This window comes from Pantoea sp. VS1, from assembly GCF_002207995.1.
GTDB lineage: Bacteria > Pseudomonadota > Gammaproteobacteria > Enterobacterales > Enterobacteriaceae > Pantoea > Pantoea dispersa.
The window spans coordinates 1-16,383 of the sequence record NZ_NHZE01000067.1; the positions used below are offsets into that span (position 1 = coordinate 1).

Annotated in this window: 12 protein-coding genes; 7 read left to right on the plus strand and 5 right to left on the minus strand. The window is 60.5% G+C overall.

Going from position 1 to position 16,383, the window contains the following annotated elements:
• Nucleotides 1–166: 166 nt before the first annotated feature.
• The gene (glpD, locus tag CBW22_RS22495) at nt 167–1,675 is read right to left on the minus strand and encodes a glycerol-3-phosphate dehydrogenase (protein ID WP_088517919.1); all 1,509 of its coding nucleotides are present in this window, start codon (nt 1,673–1,675) and stop codon (nt 167–169) included.
• A 227-nt stretch (nt 1,676–1,902) separates the two neighbouring features.
• Between glpD and glpE the strand changes: the two genes are divergently transcribed.
• The 5 genes from glpE to malQ all read left to right on the plus strand — a co-directional run bounded on the left by glpE (nt 1,903) and on the right by malQ (nt 8,620).
• A complete protein-coding gene (gene glpE, locus CBW22_RS22505) occupies nt 1,903–2,229 on the plus strand; it encodes a thiosulfate sulfurtransferase GlpE (RefSeq protein ID WP_021313438.1) in 327 nt (108 codons plus the stop codon).
• Between the two features lie 32 nt (nt 2,230–2,261).
• Nucleotides 2,262–3,086 (plus strand): rhomboid family intramembrane serine protease GlpG, encoded by an 825-nt coding sequence (gene glpG, locus CBW22_RS22510; RefSeq protein ID WP_088517946.1) that lies wholly within the window; start codon nt 2,262–2,264, stop codon nt 3,084–3,086.
• A 43-nt stretch (nt 3,087–3,129) separates the two neighbouring features.
• A complete protein-coding gene (locus tag CBW22_RS22515) occupies nt 3,130–3,888 on the plus strand; it encodes a DeoR/GlpR family transcriptional regulator (RefSeq protein WP_088517920.1) in 759 nt (252 codons plus the stop codon).
• 212 nt (nt 3,889–4,100) lie between these two features.
• Complete coding sequence (malP, locus tag CBW22_RS22520; protein ID WP_088517921.1) at nt 4,101–6,506, plus strand: maltodextrin phosphorylase; 2,406 nt, start codon at nt 4,101–4,103, stop codon at nt 6,504–6,506.
• Between the two features lie 56 nt (nt 6,507–6,562).
• Nucleotides 6,563–8,620 carry a 4-alpha-glucanotransferase gene (gene malQ, locus CBW22_RS22525; protein ID WP_088517922.1) on the plus strand — a complete coding sequence of 686 codons (2,058 nt, stop codon included), beginning with the start codon at nt 6,563–6,565 and terminating at the stop codon, nt 8,618–8,620.
• Between the two features lie 36 nt (nt 8,621–8,656).
• Here malQ and nfuA read toward each other — a convergent pair whose 3' ends face one another.
• Both nfuA and gntX read right to left on the minus strand, forming a co-directional pair.
• The gene (gene nfuA, locus CBW22_RS22530) at nt 8,657–9,232 is read right to left on the minus strand and encodes a Fe-S biogenesis protein NfuA (protein WP_021507402.1); all 576 of its coding nucleotides are present in this window, start codon (nt 9,230–9,232) and stop codon (nt 8,657–8,659) included.
• A 58-nt stretch (nt 9,233–9,290) separates the two neighbouring features.
• The gene (gntX, locus tag CBW22_RS22535) at nt 9,291–9,968 is read right to left on the minus strand and encodes a DNA utilization protein GntX (RefSeq protein ID WP_088517923.1); all 678 of its coding nucleotides are present in this window, start codon (nt 9,966–9,968) and stop codon (nt 9,291–9,293) included.
• Between the two features lie 35 nt (nt 9,969–10,003).
• On the opposite strand from gntX, the gene bioH reads away from it, so the two are divergent.
• On the plus strand, nt 10,004–10,777 hold the full coding sequence (bioH, locus tag CBW22_RS22540; protein WP_088517924.1) for a pimeloyl-ACP methyl ester esterase BioH: 774 nt from the start codon (nt 10,004–10,006) through the stop codon (nt 10,775–10,777).
• On the opposite strand, the gene CBW22_RS22545 is transcribed toward bioH, so the two are convergent.
• A complete protein-coding gene (locus CBW22_RS22545) occupies nt 10,758–12,446 on the minus strand; it encodes an alpha-amylase family glycosyl hydrolase (protein WP_088517925.1) in 1,689 nt (562 codons plus the stop codon). The two genes, bioH and CBW22_RS22545, sit on opposite strands and share 20 nt — an antisense overlap.
• Nucleotides 12,447–12,542: 96 nt before the next feature.
• Complete coding sequence (locus CBW22_RS22550) at nt 12,543–14,873, minus strand: Tex family protein (protein WP_088517947.1); 2,331 nt, start codon at nt 14,871–14,873, stop codon at nt 12,543–12,545.
• A 236-nt stretch (nt 14,874–15,109) separates the two neighbouring features.
• On the opposite strand from CBW22_RS22550, the gene CBW22_RS22555 reads away from it, so the two are divergent.
• Complete coding sequence (locus tag CBW22_RS22555) at nt 15,110–16,372, plus strand: hypothetical protein (RefSeq protein ID WP_088517926.1); 1,263 nt, start codon at nt 15,110–15,112, stop codon at nt 16,370–16,372.
• The last annotated feature ends 11 nt before the right edge of the window (nt 16,373–16,383 follow it).

Genomic DNA, 16,383 nt, shown 5'->3' on the forward strand with positions numbered 1-16,383 from the left:
GAAATAATGGCGATGGCGGGAAGCTTCGTATTACCCGGCCGTCGTCAGCGGCATTATCCGCGGGCGGTAAAAAAGAAACCGCAGCGTTATCCGCTGCGGCGTCCTTAAAAGCTTAACTGACAAGCATTACGCGCGGTGGCGGGGTTGAGGACAATGCTTAAGGCGATTAGGAAGCCAGCGACAGCGCCGGTTTCTGGCCATTTTCCGCCAGCCAGTCGCGGATGCGCGCCTGTTCGGCTTCGCTCAGCCACATACCCTGTTTGGTACGGCGCCAGATGGCGTCGTCCAGTTCGCGCACCCACTCGTGTTTCACCAGGTAACGCAGTTCGGCTTCATAGAATTCGTGGCCAAAGTTTTCACCCAGATCTTCACGGCTCTTCGCGCCTTCCAGCAGCTCTTCAGTACGGCTGCCGTAGGTGCGGGCGAAGTGACGCGCCATGCCTTCGCTGATGAACGGATAGCGACGGCGCAGGCTGGCAGCGTAATCTTCACGCGTACCGGAGAAATCACCGCCTGGCAGCACGGCGTTTTTGGTCCACGCCGGACCGGCATCGGGGTAGTATTTCGCCAGTTTCTCCAGCGCATGCTCCGCCAGCTTGCGATAGGTGGTCAGCTTGCCGCCAAACACGGAAAGCAGCGGTGCCTGACCGTTGTCGTCGTGCACGTCCAGCGTGTAATCACGGGTGATCGCCTGCGGTGAATCAGATTCATCATCGCACAGCGGACGCACGCCGGAGTAGGTCCAGACGATATCGTCACTGGTCAGCTGCTTTTTAAAGTGCGCGTTATACACCTTCAGCAGGTAGCTGATTTCATTGTCATCGATTTTGACATTTTTCGGATCGCCTTTGTATTCGACGTCGGTGGTACCGATGATCGAAAACTCATCCATCCACGGAATCACAAACACGATACGGTTATCTTCGTTTTGCAGAATGTAAGCCTGCTTCTCGGTGTGCACGCGCGGCACCACGATATGGCTGCCTTTGATCAGGCGAATACCGTACGGCGATTTCAGCTTCAGGCCATCGTCAAAGAACTGCTTCACCCAGGGACCAGCGGCGTTAACCAGCCCTTTGGCGCGCCAGGTGTAGGTTTTGCCGGTATCGACGTCTTCCGCTTCCACCATCCACAGGCCGGCTTCACGCCAGGCGCGGGTTACGCGGGTGCGGGTGCGCACTTCGCCGCCCTGTTTCACCACTTCCTGCGCGTTAAGCACCACCATGCGCGCATCGTCTACCCAGCAGTCGGAATATTCGAAACCGCGCGTAATTTCAGGCTTCAGGGCCGATTCCGCGCCAAAACGCAGACCTTTACTGCCTGGCAGCGTAGTGCGCTTACCGAGGCGATCGTACATAAACAGGCCCATGCGGATCATCCACGCCGGACGCAGATGCGGGCGGTGTGGCAGACGGAAACGCATCGGGAAGGCGATGTGCGGCGCCATTTTCAGCAGCACTTCACGTTCGGCCAGCGCTTCGCCCACCAGACGGAATTCGTAATGTTCCAGATAGCGCAGGCCACCGTGAATCAGCTTGGAACTGGCAGAGGAGGTTGCACAGGCCAAATCCCGCGCCTCCAGCATTAGCACTGACAGGCCGCGTCCTGCAGCATCCACTGCAATGCCGGCACCGTTGATGCCGCCGCCGATCACGATCAGGTCTTTGGTTTCCACGTCATCTCCTCCGATGTTCGGAATAGTTCTAAAATGTTCGTTTTCGAGCGTAATAATAATCGGAAACCAACATTGACGCCAGCGCTTAACTCAATAAAAACATTCTTGCGTGATATAGCTAACATTTCGGCAGGAAAAAAATCACATATCCACAGGATTTGTCAGGTTATAGCGGCGGCTTATCAGGGTAAACTAACGCCAATTGATGACGAGGTAATGAGAGACCCATGGAAACCTTCGAGTGTATTAATGTCCTGCAGGCTAACGAGCATCTGGCACAGGGAGCGCAACTGGTAGACATCCGCGATCCGCAAAGCTTCGCCATGGGCCACGCCACCGGTGCGCAACATCTGACCAATGACAACCTGGCGACGTTTATCGCCGGCGCCCGGCACGACCAGCCGGTGCTGGTGATGTGCTATCACGGTAACAGCAGTAAAGGCGCGGCGCAGTTCCTGTTAAGCCAGGGCTTTAGCGACGTCTACAGCATCGACGGCGGTTTTGATGCCTGGCGCGCGGCGTTTCCGACGCAGGTCGCCACCGGCAGCCTCTGATTGACCGATTAAAGGAAGGAGAGCACCGCATGATGCGCATCACCCAGTTTAACCAGCCGCGTATGGCGCAGGCGTTTGTGGATTACATGGCGACGCGTGGCGTCACGCTGCGCATTGAGCGCGAAAGTCACTGTGTCATTGTGCTGGATGACGACAGCAAGCTGGAGATGGTCGAAAACGAACTCGCGCAGTTCGTGCGCGATCCCAACCATCCACGCTATCAGGCGGCGAGCTGGCACAGCGGTACCACCGACAGCGGTCTGCGTTATGAGCGTGGCAATATCTGGGCAAACATTCGCGAACGCGCGGGCCCGCTCACGCTGACCATCATGATCGCCTGCGTGGCAGTGTTTATCCTGATGCAGATTGTCGGCGACGATGTGGTACTCAGCTGGCTGGCCTGGCCGGCGGATTCCTCCCAGTATTTTCAGGTGTGGCGCTGGTTCAGCCACGCGCTGCTGCACTTCTCGCTGCTGCACATTCTGTTCAACCTGATGTGGTGGTGGTATCTCGGCGGTGCGGTAGAGAAGCGCCTCGGCAGCGGCAAACTGTTCGTTATCATGCTGATTTCAGCGCTGCTGAGCGGCTGGATGCAGGCGAAATTCAGCGGTGTGCTGTTTGGCGGGCTGTCCGGCGTGGTCTATGCGCTGATGGGCTACTGCTGGCTGCGCGGCGAGCGCGATCCCGAAAGTGGCATTTATCTCGAGCGCGGCCTGATTGGCTTCGCTATTGTATGGCTGGTGATTGGCTGGTACGGCGCCTTTGGCCTGTCGATCGCGAACGCTGCGCACGTCACCGGTTTGCTGGTGGGGCTGGCAATGGCGTTCGTTGATACGCGCAAACGCGCACGTCGCTAGTAGCAGGATAAAAAGAACACGGCCTTGAGCCGAGGAGAGAGATGTGAAGCAGACGCAACGTCATGACGCCATTATCGATCTGGTCCGGCGTCAGGGGTATGTCAGTACGGAAGAGCTGGTGGATCACTTTGAGGTCAGCCCGCAGACTATCCGGCGCGATCTGAACGATCTGGCCGATCAAAACAAAATTCAGCGTCATCACGGCGGCGCAGCGCTGCCTTCCAGCTCGGAAAACACCGCGTGGCAGGATCGCAAAATGATGTGGTCGGCGGAAAAGGCACGCATCGCCGAGCGCGTGGCGAGCCAGATCCCGGACGGCGCCACGCTGTTTATTGATATCGGCACCACGCCGGAAGCGGTGGCGCATGCGCTGCTCAACCACAACAATCTGCGTATCGTCACCAACAACCTCAACGTGGCGATTTTGCTGATGGCCAAGCCGGATTTCCGCGTGATCATCGCCGGCGGTGAAGTGCGCACGCGCGACGGCGGTATCATGGGGGAAGCCACGCTCGATTTTATCTCTCAGTTCCGGCTCGATTACGGCATTCTCGGCATCAGCGGTATTGATATGGACGGTTCGCTGCTGGAGTTCGACTATCACGAAGTGCGCACCAAACGCGCCATTATCGAGAACTCGCGCTGCGTGATGCTGGTGGTGGATCACTCGAAGTTTGGCCGTAACGCCATGGTTAACCTTGGCAACATGAGCCTGATTGATTACCTGTATACCGATCAAACCCCGCCGTTAAGCGTACTGAAGGTGATTGAACAGCACGAAGTCCATCTGGAGCTGTGCTGATTTCCCAGGTGCGCATCAATGCGCACCCTGTGAGGCACCAGGTCATCGCGCTTATTGTAGGGTCGCCATTGATGGCGACCAGGCCGCAGCGGCACGCCTTTTTTCACTGCATCTTCATTTCCCTGTCGCTTTTTTCAGCGTCCCCGGCTTAACTTACTCTTTCAGATTTGCGCTTGCCCGTGTTTACCGTTTCGGATGCAAAGGGATGCACTATGTCGCCGCTAAAATTCAATAAAACCCGCTTTGACGCCGCGCTGACCCGCCAGTGGCAGCAGCTCGGACTGACTTCCGCCCGGCAGATGACGCCGCATCAGTGGTGGCAGGCGCTCAGCCGGGCGCTGATGGAACTGCTCGCCGCACAGCCGCCCGTGCCGCCGAAAAGCGCTCAGCGCCACGTTAATTATCTCTCGATGGAGTTTCTGCCCGGCCGGTTGACCGGTAACAACCTGCTCAATCTCGGCTGGTATAACGAGGTGGCCGCCGCGCTGGCAGAGCACCAGGTTGAGCTGAATGAACTGCTGGAGGAGGAGGTCGATCCGGCGCTGGGCAACGGCGGTCTGGGACGGCTCGCGGCCTGCTACATGGATGCGATGGCGACGGTCGGCCAGCCGGCGATGGGGCACGGCCTCAACTATCAGTACGGCCTGTTTCGTCAGTCGTTTGTGGCCGGACAGCAGCACGAAGCGCCGGATGACTGGCAGCGCGAACGCTATCCGTGGTTCCGCCACAACGCGGCGCTGGACGTGCCGGTGGGGCTGGGCGGTAAGGTCAAAAAGCGCGACGACGGCAGCGTCGAATGGCGTCCGGCACAGCAGCTGATCGGCCAGGCCTGGGATCTGCCGGTAATCGGCTATCGCAACGGCATCACGCTGCCGCTGCGCCTGTGGCAAGCCACCAGCGCGCAGCCTTTTGACCTGACGCTGTTTAACGCCGGGAAGTTCCTGCAGGCGGAGCAGCCGGGCATTGAAGCCGACAAGCTGACCAAAGTGCTCTATCCCAATGACAACCATGCGGCAGGTAAACGTCTGCGGCTGATGCAGCAGTATTTCCAGTGCGCCTGCGCGGTGAGCGACATACTGCGTCGTCACCGGCTGGCGGGCCGTGCGCTGCATACGCTGCCGGATTTCGAAGTGATTCAGCTCAACGATACCCATCCCACCATCGCTATTCCGGAGTTGCTGCGCCTGCTGCTGGATGAGCATGGCCTGAGCTGGGACGACGCCTGGCACATTACCAGCCGCACCTTTGCCTATACCAACCATACGCTGATGCCGGAGGCGCTGGAGCGCTGGCCGGCGAGCCTGCTGCGCGAACTGCTGCCGCGCCATCTGCAAATCATCAAACAGATCAATCGCCAGCTGAAGCAGCAGGTCAAACAGCGCTGGCCGAATGATAGCGCCCTCTGGCACAAGCTGGCGGTGGTGAGCGACGGCGAAGTGCGCATGGCCAATCTGTGCGTGGTGAGCTGTTTCGCCGTCAACGGTGTGGCAGCGCTGCACTCGCAGCTGGTGGTTAACGATCTGTTCCCGGAATATCACCAGCTGTGGCCGTACAAGTTTCATAACGTCACCAACGGCATTACGCCGCGCCGCTGGCTGAAGCAGTGCAACCCCCTGCTGTCCGCGCTGATTGACGACAGCCTGCAGGTGGAGTGGGCCAACGATCTCGACGCGCTGGAATGGCTGGCGCCGCTGGCGAAGAAGAAAAGCTTTCGCCAGCAGTTCCGCACCATCAAACAGCAAAACAAACTGCGGCTGACGGTGTACATCAAACGCGTGACTGGCATCGATATCAATCCTGACGCGCTGTTTGATGTGCAGATCAAGCGCCTGCACGAATACAAACGCCAGCATCTCAGTCTGCTGCACATCCTGCACTGCTATCGCCAGCTGCGCGATAACCCGGACAATCCCGACTTCGTGCCGCGCGTCTTTCTGTTTGGTGCCAAGGCGGCGCCCGGCTATTTGCTGGCAAAAAACATCATCTGTGCCATCAATAAAGTCGCGGAGGTGATCAACAACGACCCGCTGGTGGGCGATCGCCTGAAAGTCGTGTTTGTGCCGGATTACCGGATTACCGCCGCCGAGCTGATGATTCCGGCAGCCGATCTCTCGGAGCAGATCTCCACGGCCGGCTACGAAGCCTCCGGTACCGGCAACATGAAGCTGGCGCTCAACGGCGCGCTGACGATTGGCACGCTGGACGGGGCTAACGTGGAGATTGCCGAGGCGGTCGGTGAGAAAAATATCTTTATCTTTGGCAACACGGTGGATGAGGTAAAAGCACTGAAGGCCGACGGTTACAGTCCGAAGAAACTGCGTAAGCACGATCGCTATCTCGACGGTTTGCTGAAGGAGCTGGAAAAGGGCAAATTCAGCGACGGCGACCGGCAGGTATTTGCGCCGCTGCTGGAGAGCCTGAGCAAACAGGGCGATCCGTGGCTGGTGCTGGCCGATTTCGCCGCTTACATCGCGGCGCAGCAGCGCGTCGAAGCGCTGTGGCGCGACCCGGAAGCGTGGACCAAAGCGGCGATTCTCAACACGGCGCATACCGGCCGCTTCAGTGCCGATCGTTCGATTCGCGATTATCAACAGCGTATCTGGCAGGCGGCGCGCTGAGCCGCCGGAAAATGACGCTGCATGCGTAATGTGCGCACGGCAACGAAGGAGACGACATGGCCATGAAGAAACTGGATCAGGCTGCACGGGATGCCGGTATCGCACTGAGTTTTATCAACAATAAAGGTGAGTCACAGACCATCAGCGACGACACCAAACGCGCGCTGCTGGCGCTGATGGACGCCCCGACGGGCAACGCGCCACCGCTGCCGCCGGTACTGGTGTTCACGCCGCCCGGGCTGCCTGAACTGACGCCGCAGGGTAGCGACGACTACCGCTGGCAGCTGGTGAGCGAGCAGGGGCAGCACTATGACGGCACGCTGAGCGCGGGAGAAAGCCTGGCGCTGCCGGCAGAACTGCCCGAGGGCTACTATCAGCTCACGCTGAGCACTTCACGCCAGCAGTGGCAGACGCGCATTATCATCGCACCGGCGCGCTGTTATCTGCCGCCAGCGCTGGCGCAGGGGGAGAAGCGCTGGGGCGCGCTGGTGCAGCTCTATACGCTGCGCTCGGCGCGTAACTGGGGCATCGGCGACTTTGGCGATCTGATGCAGATGCTGGAGCAGGTCGCCGCTCACGGCGGCGATTTTATCGGTCTCAACCCGCTGCATGCGCTCTATCCGGCGCAGCCGGATCACGTCAGCCCGTACAGCCCGAGCTCGCGCCGCTGGCTCAACGTGCTGTACATCGACATCAATCAAATCGACGAATTCACCCACAGTGAAGCCGCCCAGCGCTGGTGGCACAGCGCGCCAACGCGCAAAGCGCTAAAACAGGCGCGCAGCGCAGCGTTTGTTGATTACCGCGCGGTGACGACGCTCAAGCTGACTGCGCTGCGTTTTGCCTGGCAGCACGCACAGCCGCAGCTGACCCGACAGCCGGCGTTTCAGCAGTTTCTGGCTGAAGGCGGCGATGCGCTGCGCTATCAGGCGGCGTTTGACGCCATCGTAGCGGCGCGCAGCCAGCAGCATCCCGATGAGTGGGGCTGGGAAAAGTGGCCGTCAGGCTGGCAGCAGGCGCAGCAGCCGGAGGTGCAGCAATGGTGCGCGCAGCATGAGGACGACATTCTGTTCTGGAGCTGGCTGCAGTGGCTGGCGCAGCAGCAGTTCGCCGCCTGCTGGCAGCGTAGCCAGCAGCTGGGGATGGCGGTCGGGTTATATCGCGATTTGGCGGTTGGCGTGGCACAGCACAGCGCGGAAACCTGGCAGGATCCGCAGCTGTATAAGCTGGGCGCATCGGTGGGTGCGCCGCCGGATCCGCTTGGCCCGCTCGGGCAGAACTGGGCGCTGCCGCCGCTCGATCCACATGTGCTGCGCGCGCGGGGCTATCAGCCGTTTATCGATCTGCTGCGCGCCAATATGCGCGATTGCGGGGCGCTGCGCATCGATCACGTTATGGCGCTACTGCGTTTGTGGTGGATTCCCTATGGCGAAGGTGCCGATAAAGGCGCGTATGTCGCCTATCCGGTGCACGACCTGCTGGCGATCCTCGCGCTGGAGAGCCAGCGTCAGCGCTGTATGGTGATCGGTGAAGATCTCGGCACCGTGCCGCAGGAGATCGTCAGCCTGCTGCGCGATCGCGGCATTTTTTCGTGGAAGGTGCTGATGTTCGAGTGCGGGGAGGAGGGGCAGTTCCGGCCACCGGCAGCCTATCCGCGCCAGTCGATTGCCAGTGCCAGTACCCATGATTTACCGACGCTGAGCGGATTCTGGCATGCCGCCGATCTGCAGTTGCGCGAGCAGCTGGGGCTGTTTACTAAACGCAGCATGCTGAAGGCGGCCATCGCCGAACGCGATGGGCAGAGAAAAGCGCTGCTGAAGGCGATGAGCGAGGCGCAAGCCATTGATGCGCGCAGCAAAAACCGCGCCGGCCAGCGTCTGACGCCCGCGCTGAATCAGGGCGTGCACCGCTTTCTGGCATTTACCGACAGCGCCCTGCTGGGGCTGCAGCCGGAGGACTGGCTGGGAATGGAGACGCCGGTCAACGTGCCGGGTACGGTAGCCGAATACCCCAACTGGCGGCGCAAACTGCGCGTACCATTGGAGAAGTTGTTTAGTTACCGGAAAGTGCAGCGGCTGCTGGCGATCGTCAATGAAGGGCGTAAGAAGCAGTAAAACACGCGGCAGCCGGGGTGGCTGCCGCATCTTCTATCAGTAGTAGGAGTGCTCGCCGCGCTGATGCTCGGTGAGATCGCGCACGCCTTTCAGTTCCGGGAAGGCGGCCAGCAGCTCTTTCTCGATGCCGTCTTTCAGCGTCACGTCAATCATCGAGCAACCGTTACAGCCGCCGCCGAACTGCAGAATGGCATAGCCCTCGTCGGTGATCTCCATCAGCGAGACGCGCCCGCCGTGGCTGGCCAGCTGCGGGTTGATCTGCGCCTGCAGCAGATACTCCACGCGCTCAACCATCGGCGCATCGTCCGACACTTTACGCATCTTGGCGTTCGGCGCTTTCAGCGTCAGCTGTGAACCGAGGTTATCGGTCACGAAGTCGATCTCCGCATCTTCGAGGTACGGCGCGCTCAGCTCATCGACATACGCAGACAGCTTGTCGAACTTCAGTTCGGTATCGGTGGCTTCAACCGCGTCCGGCGGGCAGTAGGAGACGCCGCACTCGGCGGTTGGCGTACCCGGGTTAATAACGAATACGCGAATCTGGGTGCCATCTTCCTGTTTTGACAGCAGTTTTGCGAAGTGCTCTTGCGCAGTATCAGTAATACGGATCATGGCGATTGCTCAATAGTTGACTAAAATACCTGGTTATAATACGCCCAACGCCGACGCTCTACAAGGTACGGCACAGGCATCCTATGTGTACGCTGGCCGCGCCCTGCGCCAGTAATAAGCGGCTGATTTCCCCCACCGTGCTGCCGGTGGTCACCACATCATCGATAAGCAGGATGTGGCGTCCGCGCACCGCCATTTCAAGGCGAAACGCGCCACGCAGATTGCTTTTCCGGGCGCGGGCGCTGAGCGCATGCTGCACCGCGCCGTGACGCACCCGGCGCAGCCCTTCGCGGTATTCACAGCCGAGCCAGCGCGCCAGCGGTTTAGCCAGCAGCGCGGCCTGATTATAACCGCGCTGCCAGGCGCGGCGGCGATGCAGCGGCACGCTCAGCACCAGATCGATACGCGACAACGGCTGCTGGCGGCGCTTTGTTAATAATTTTAACAAAAGCAGCCGCGCCAGCATCACCCTGAGTGCGGTTGCGCGCGAGAATTTGAGCTGCTGCACCCATTCGCTCAGCGGCGGCACATAATCACTCACGCAAGTGAGCGCCTGCCACGGCGGCGGCCGGCGCAGGCAGCGTCCGCACGGCTGATCGCCGCTGGCCGGCAGTCCGCAGCAGGGACAGAGCGCCGGCAGTGCCGGTAGCTGACGCAGACACACGCTGCACAGGCCGTGCCGGGCGATACGCAGCGGCAGACGGCATAGCCAACACAGGGCCGGGATTGCTAGCATAGCGACCTCCTTTTCACTTTTCGGGAGTGTAACCGATGAGTTCGCTTTACTGGCACACCACAGGCACAGGCGATCGCGATCTTGTGCTGCTGCACGGCTGGGGACTGAACGCCGAAGTGTGGCAACACATTGTTCCGCGACTCAGCCCGCATTTTCGTCTGCACCTGGTGGACCTGCCGGGATTTGGCCGCAGCCAGGGATTTGGGCCGCTGAGCCTGGCGCAGATGGCGCAGCAGCTATTACCGCAGTTGCCAGCGCGCGCCGTGCTGCTCGGCTGGTCGCTGGGCGGTTTAGTGGCCAGCCAGCTGGCGCTGAGCCAGCCCGATCGCGTGGCGGCATTGATTAGCGTGGCGTCGTCGCCGTGCTTTACCGCCCGGGATGAATGGCCCGGCATCCAGCCTGAGACGCTGGCGACGTTCCAGCAGCAATTGAGCAGCGATTTCCAGCGCACCGTGGAGCGTTTTCTCGCGCTGCAAACCATGGGGACGGAAAATGCGCGTCAGGATGCGCGCCAGCTGAAAGAGGTAGTGCTGTCGCAGCCGATGCCGTCAGTGGCGGTACTGGAAGGGGGATTGAACATTCTGCGCCACGATGATTTGCGCAGCGCACTGGATGGGCTGACGCTGCCGTTCCTGCGTATCTATGGCGCGCTGGATGGCCTGGTGCCGCGCCGCATTGCGCCGCAGCTGGATGCACGCTGGCCGCATTCGCAGTCGGTTGTCATCGCGAAGGCCGCGCACGCGCCGTTTATTTCGCACCCGGAGGCGTTCTGCCAGCAGGTGCTGCAGTTCATCCACGCAGCCACATAAACTGCCAGGCGGCCAGCACCAGCGGCTGGCTGCCATCCACGCGCTGCCCGCTGATCACATCCTGAAAAGGGCGCGCCTGCGGCAGCGTGGTGCTGATCTGGCGGCTGCTGAGATTGAACACGCACAGTAACCCTTCGTCGCTGTCCGCGGCGTGACGGCGCAGCAGCAGCACCGCGTTGTCGCTCTCCAGCAGCGTCATCGGATTGTCCGGATGGAACGCCGGCTGCCGGGTGCGCAGCTGAATCAGTGCGCTAAGCCGCTCAAACACCTGCTGACGCAGCGGGTTGCCGCCGCTGATTTGCTGTTCGATATCGCGCAGGCTGTACTTCTCACGGTTGATGGCGCGGTTGTGCCCGGCAGCGCGCACGCCCTCGTTGTCATTGCGCGAGCCGAGAATACTTTGAATATAGATGGCGGGCACGCCGGGAAAGGCCAGCAGAATCGCGTGCGCCAGCAGGAAACGGCGCAGGCGCGTGTCGTCATCGTCGGTCTGGTGATTGAGCGCATCCAGATACGTTACGTTGATTTCATACGGGCTGGTGCTGCCGTCCGGGTTGTTTTTATAGGACACCAGCGCGCCCTCCAGCGCCAGTTCACGCACCAGCGCCACAATCTCGACTTCCGACAAAATGCCGCGTGCCGGATTGAGGCCAATGCCGTCGTGCGAGGCGAGAAAATTAAAGAAGGTGGTGCCGCCATCACTGGGCTCAAGCGTGCTGGCCCACTGGCGCAGCGCGCGCGCCGAGCCGGAGTGAATGGCGTGCAGCACCAGCGGTGGCAGTGAAAACTGGTAAACCATCTGCGCTTCGTCGTGGCCGTTGCCGAAATAGCTGATGTTATCCTGATGCGGCACGTTGGTTTCGGTCACGATCACCGTACCTGGCGCGACTTCGTTGGCGATGGCGCGAAACAGCTTCACCAGCTGATGGGTTTTGGTCAGATGGATACAGCGTGTGCCCGGCGTTTTCCACATGTAGCCCACCGCGTCCAGCCGCACGTAATCCGCGCCTTTGTTGAGATAATCCAGCAGCACGCCCACCATGCGGATCAGCACCTGCGGATTGGCGAAGTTGAGATCGATTTGGTCGGCGCTGAAGGTGGTCCAGATAAAGCGCGTGTCGCCGTTAGCGAGGGTAAACGGCGTCAGCAGCGGTGAGGTGCGCGGGCGCGTCACGGCGCTGAGATCGGTGGCGGGCGGCATGCTGATAAAGAAGTCGTCCCAGCCGGCATCCTGCGCCAGAAAGTGGCGAAACCATGCGCTGTGCGCCGACATATGGTTACAGACGAAATCGAACATCAGCCGGGTTTCGCTGTGCAGCGCCGTGATGTGCTGCCAGTCGCCGCAAATCGGGTTCACTTTGTGGTAATCGATAACCGAGAAGCCATCGTCGGACGAGTAGGGGAAAAATGGCAGCAGATGCACCAGGCTGAAGGTGGACTGCAGATGCTGCTGATAAAAGCGCGTAAAGCTGGCGAGCGTGGGTTGCTCGGGTTCGCGGAACTGGTCGGCGTAACTGATCAGCACCACGTCTTTTTCATCCCAGTGCGCTTTACGCGGCAGCTTTACCGTGTCGCGCGCCGCGCGGATGTGCGAAAGCAGGCGCTCGCGCGCCGCGACGGGGAAGCTACCTTCATAAATCTCATCGAGCAGGAAGTTGATAATGTCCATCGGATCGCCGGGTTACGCGGAAGGTCATTTTTTCACACGGTTTTTTCAGCGTAGTCCCCCAGGACAATTTATCAACCTCCTGTACTCGCGCGCCGCTTAGCGTTTCTTCCCAAACGCGGCCGCCAGCGCATCGCCCATCGCGCTATTACCGACGCTGCTGCTGGCAGGTTTGCCGCGGCCTTTGGCACCGGCGGCCGGCCGCGCGGCCTCTTTGCCTGCGCCACGGTTGCCGCCGCTGCGCGCGTTGCTTTCACCCGGCTGCTCATCCAGACGCATGGTCAGCGCGATACGCTTACGCTGCAGATCGACTTCCATCACCTTCACTTTGACGATATCGCCGGCTTTCACCACCTGATGCGGATCGTCTACGAATTTGTCCGACAGTGAAGAGATGTGCACCAGGCCGTCCTGATGCACGCCGATATCGACGAACGCGCCGAAGTTGGTCACGTTGGTCACCGCACCTTCCAGCACCATGCCCGGCAGCAGGTCGTTGAGCGTCTCCACGCCTTCGGCAAACTGCGCGGTTTTGAACTCCGGACGCGGATCGCGGCCCGGTTTCTCCAGCTCTTTGATGATATCGGTGACGGTCGGCAGCCCGAAACGCTCATCGGTGAAGTCGCGCGCATTCAGGTCGCGCAGGCTACCCGGATTGCCCACCAGTTCATTCAGCGCCTGTTCCGTAGCGGCGAGAATGCGCTCCACCAGCGGATAGGCTTCCGGATGCACCGTTGAGGCATCCAGCGGATTATCGCCGTGGTTGATGCGCAGGAAGCCGGCGCACTGTTCAAAGGCTTTCGGCCCAAGGCGGCTCACCTTCAACAGCTGCTGGCGGTTCTGGAAGCGGCCGTTTTCGTCACGCCAGCTGACAATGTTCTGCGCCATCATGCGCGTCAGGCCGGCGACGCGCGTCAGCAGCGCCACCGAAGCGGTATTCAGATCGACGCCCACGGCGTTCACACAATCTTCCACCACCGCATCGAGTTTTTTCGCCAGCTGGCTCTGGCTGACATCGTGCTGATACTGGCCAACGCCAATCGATTTCGGGTCAATTTTGACCAGCTCTGCCAGCGGATCCTGCAGACGACGGGCGATAGACACCGCACCGCGCAGCGAAACGTCGAGATCGGGGAACTCCTGCGCCGCCAGTTCGGAAGCGGAATAGACCGATGCTCCGGCCTCACTGACAATCACTTTTTGCGCTTTGATTCGCGGGAACTGCTTCTGTACGTCGAGGAAGAAACGCTCGGTTTCACGTGAAGCGGTGCCGTTGCCGATCGCCACCAGTTCAACCTGATGTTTCGCGCACAGTGCCGCCACCGAGGTTGCGGCTTTGGCCGCCTGGCCGGTATGCGGATAGATGGTATCGGTCGCGACCAGCTTGCCGGTGGCATCGACCACCGCCACTTTGACCCCGGTGCGCAGGCCAGGATCGAGACCCATGGTGGCGCGCATGCCGGCGGGAGCCGCCATCAGCAGATCGTGCAGATTACGGGCAAACACGTTGATCGCTTCGTCTTCCGCCCGTTCGCGGATGGTGCCCATCAGTTCGGTTTCGAGGTGCAGCAGGACCTTGATGCGCCAGGTCCAGCTGACCACGGCTTTGCGCCAGCTGTCGGCCGGTGCGTTGTTCAGGCGCAGGCCAAGGTGGTCGGCGATCAGCGTTTCACCGTAGCTTTCGCGCGGCGCTTCATCAAACTGCGGATCGGCGTTGAGCGACAGCTGTAAAATGCCTTCGTTACGGCCACGGAACATGGCCAGCGCGCGGTGCGACGGCACGCTGCTCAGCGCTTCGTGGTGATCAAAGTAGTCGCGGAATTTAGCGCCTTCTTCCTCTTTGCCTTCCACCACGCGCGCAACCAGATGGGCGTTCTTCCACAGGTATTCACGCACTTTCGCCAGCAGCGTGGCGTCTTCGGCGAAGCGCTCCATCAGGATATAGCGTGCGCCATCCAGTGCGGCACGCACATCGGCGACGCCTTTGTCCGCGTCGACATAACGCGCTGCCAGCTGCTCGGGATCCTGAGACGCATCGTTCCACAGCGTCTCAGCCAGCGGTTCCAGCCCGGCTTCGATAGCGATCTGCCCGCGCGTGCGGCGCTTCTGCTTATAAGGCAGATAGAGATCTTCCAGCTCGGTTTTGTTCAGCGTGCCGTTGATGGCAGTGGCTAATTCCGGCGTCAGTTTGCCCTGGTCATCAATGGATTTCAGAATCGACTGGCGGCGTTCCTCCAGCTCACGCAGATAGCCGAGACGGCTCTCCAGCGTACGCAGCTGGGTATCATCCAGCCCGCCGGTCACTTCCTTACGGTAACGTGCGATAAACGGCACGGTGTTCCCTTCATCCAGCAAGCGAATGGCGGCGTCAACCTGGTCGGCGCGTGCCTTCAGCTCACCTGCGATAATCTGGCTCAGCGAATCTTTCATCATCAGTAACGGTCTTGCTTACACAGGGTTAGAAATAGGGGACAGTTATACGGACTGAGGCCGCAAATTGCCAGCCGCTGACCGGTGAATCCGTCTTTTTCTGAATGCAGCGCGCAACTCAGAGAAACTTAGCCACCTATGTGTTAAACCCCAGCGCAATGGCGTGCCGGTTGCTGCCAGGCTCGCCCCGCCTCTGCCCTATAATCCGCGGCAAACCACGGAAGGAGGGTGAAGCAATGATCAAATTACTGCTGCTGCTGGCCGGACGCGAGCTGCTGGTGCGTTATCGTCTGCTGATTTATGCCCTGGCGCTGTGCGGCGTGCTGCTGGCAGGCATGATCGTGGCGGACGTGCTGGTCGATGGGCATATCAATCTGTCGCTACAGGTGCTGGCGCTCTTAATGTCGCTGTCGCTGCTGTTTAACCTGCTGAGCGGCGAGGTGTCGCTGCAGCGCTGGCTCAATCTGCTGTTTTCCCTGATTTTTGTCGGCACGCTGCTGGCCGGCGCGCTGTGGCACGGTGATGAAAGGCAACTGAAGAAACTGCTGCTGACGGTGATGGAAATCTGCCTGTTGTTTAACGGCCTGTTTCGCTGCCTGAGCGCGGCGCTGATTCAGCGCCAGCGCTGGGTGCGGCATTTTATGCTGGGCTGCGGCGAGATGGTGCTCAGCGTGGTGCTGTTTTTCAATGACAACCTGCATACCTGCCTGTTGCTGGGCAGCTGGCTGGTACTGTTGCTGCTGTCGTTCAGCCTGACGGTGTGGCGCGTCTGGCGCCAGTGGCAGCGCCTGCCGGCGGGTCAGTCCGTTACGCTGCTGCCGTGGTTTTGTCGCGGCCATCGTCATATCGCGCGGCTCCGGCCGTGGCAGCAGGCCCGCTTTCCGCCGGACGCTGCGGCATTTCCTCTCTGTGTCCACGTCTGGCAGGCGCAGTCTGAAGCCAGTCAACAGCCGAAGCGCTATGTGATTGACCGTTACATCGGCGTGATTAACGGTGAAGGGCACTTTTGTACCGGCCACGCGGCACTGAGCTTTGGCGAGCGCGGCTACATCAGCCTTTATCCGCAGCAGGAGATCGATCCGCAACCGCACGAGCTGCCGCGTCTGCTGCTGGCCGGACAGATTAACGATCGCCCCGGCCGTTTTCTCCCCTCGCTGGCGGCAGAGATTGCCGACTGGCGCAGCCCGGATTTAACCTTCAGTTTTCAGCACTACAACGGGCAGGCGCTCGCCAGCTACTGGCAGGCCAACCGTGGTGACAGCCTGTATAATCTGACGGCAAAAAACTGTTCGACCACCGTGGTGGATGCGCTGGACGTGGCGTTTGAAGGCTATTACGGCCAGCGACTGCAGCAGGTGTTTGCGCTGCTGCTGCAGCCGGCGTTCTGGGGCGCCTGCGTGCTGCGCGAACGGGCAGAAATCATGACCTGGACGCCCGGCCTGGTCGCCGATTATGTGCGCCTGATGAAAAAGACGCTGGGTGCCTGTCCGGGCAGGTAAGGCTTTGTGAT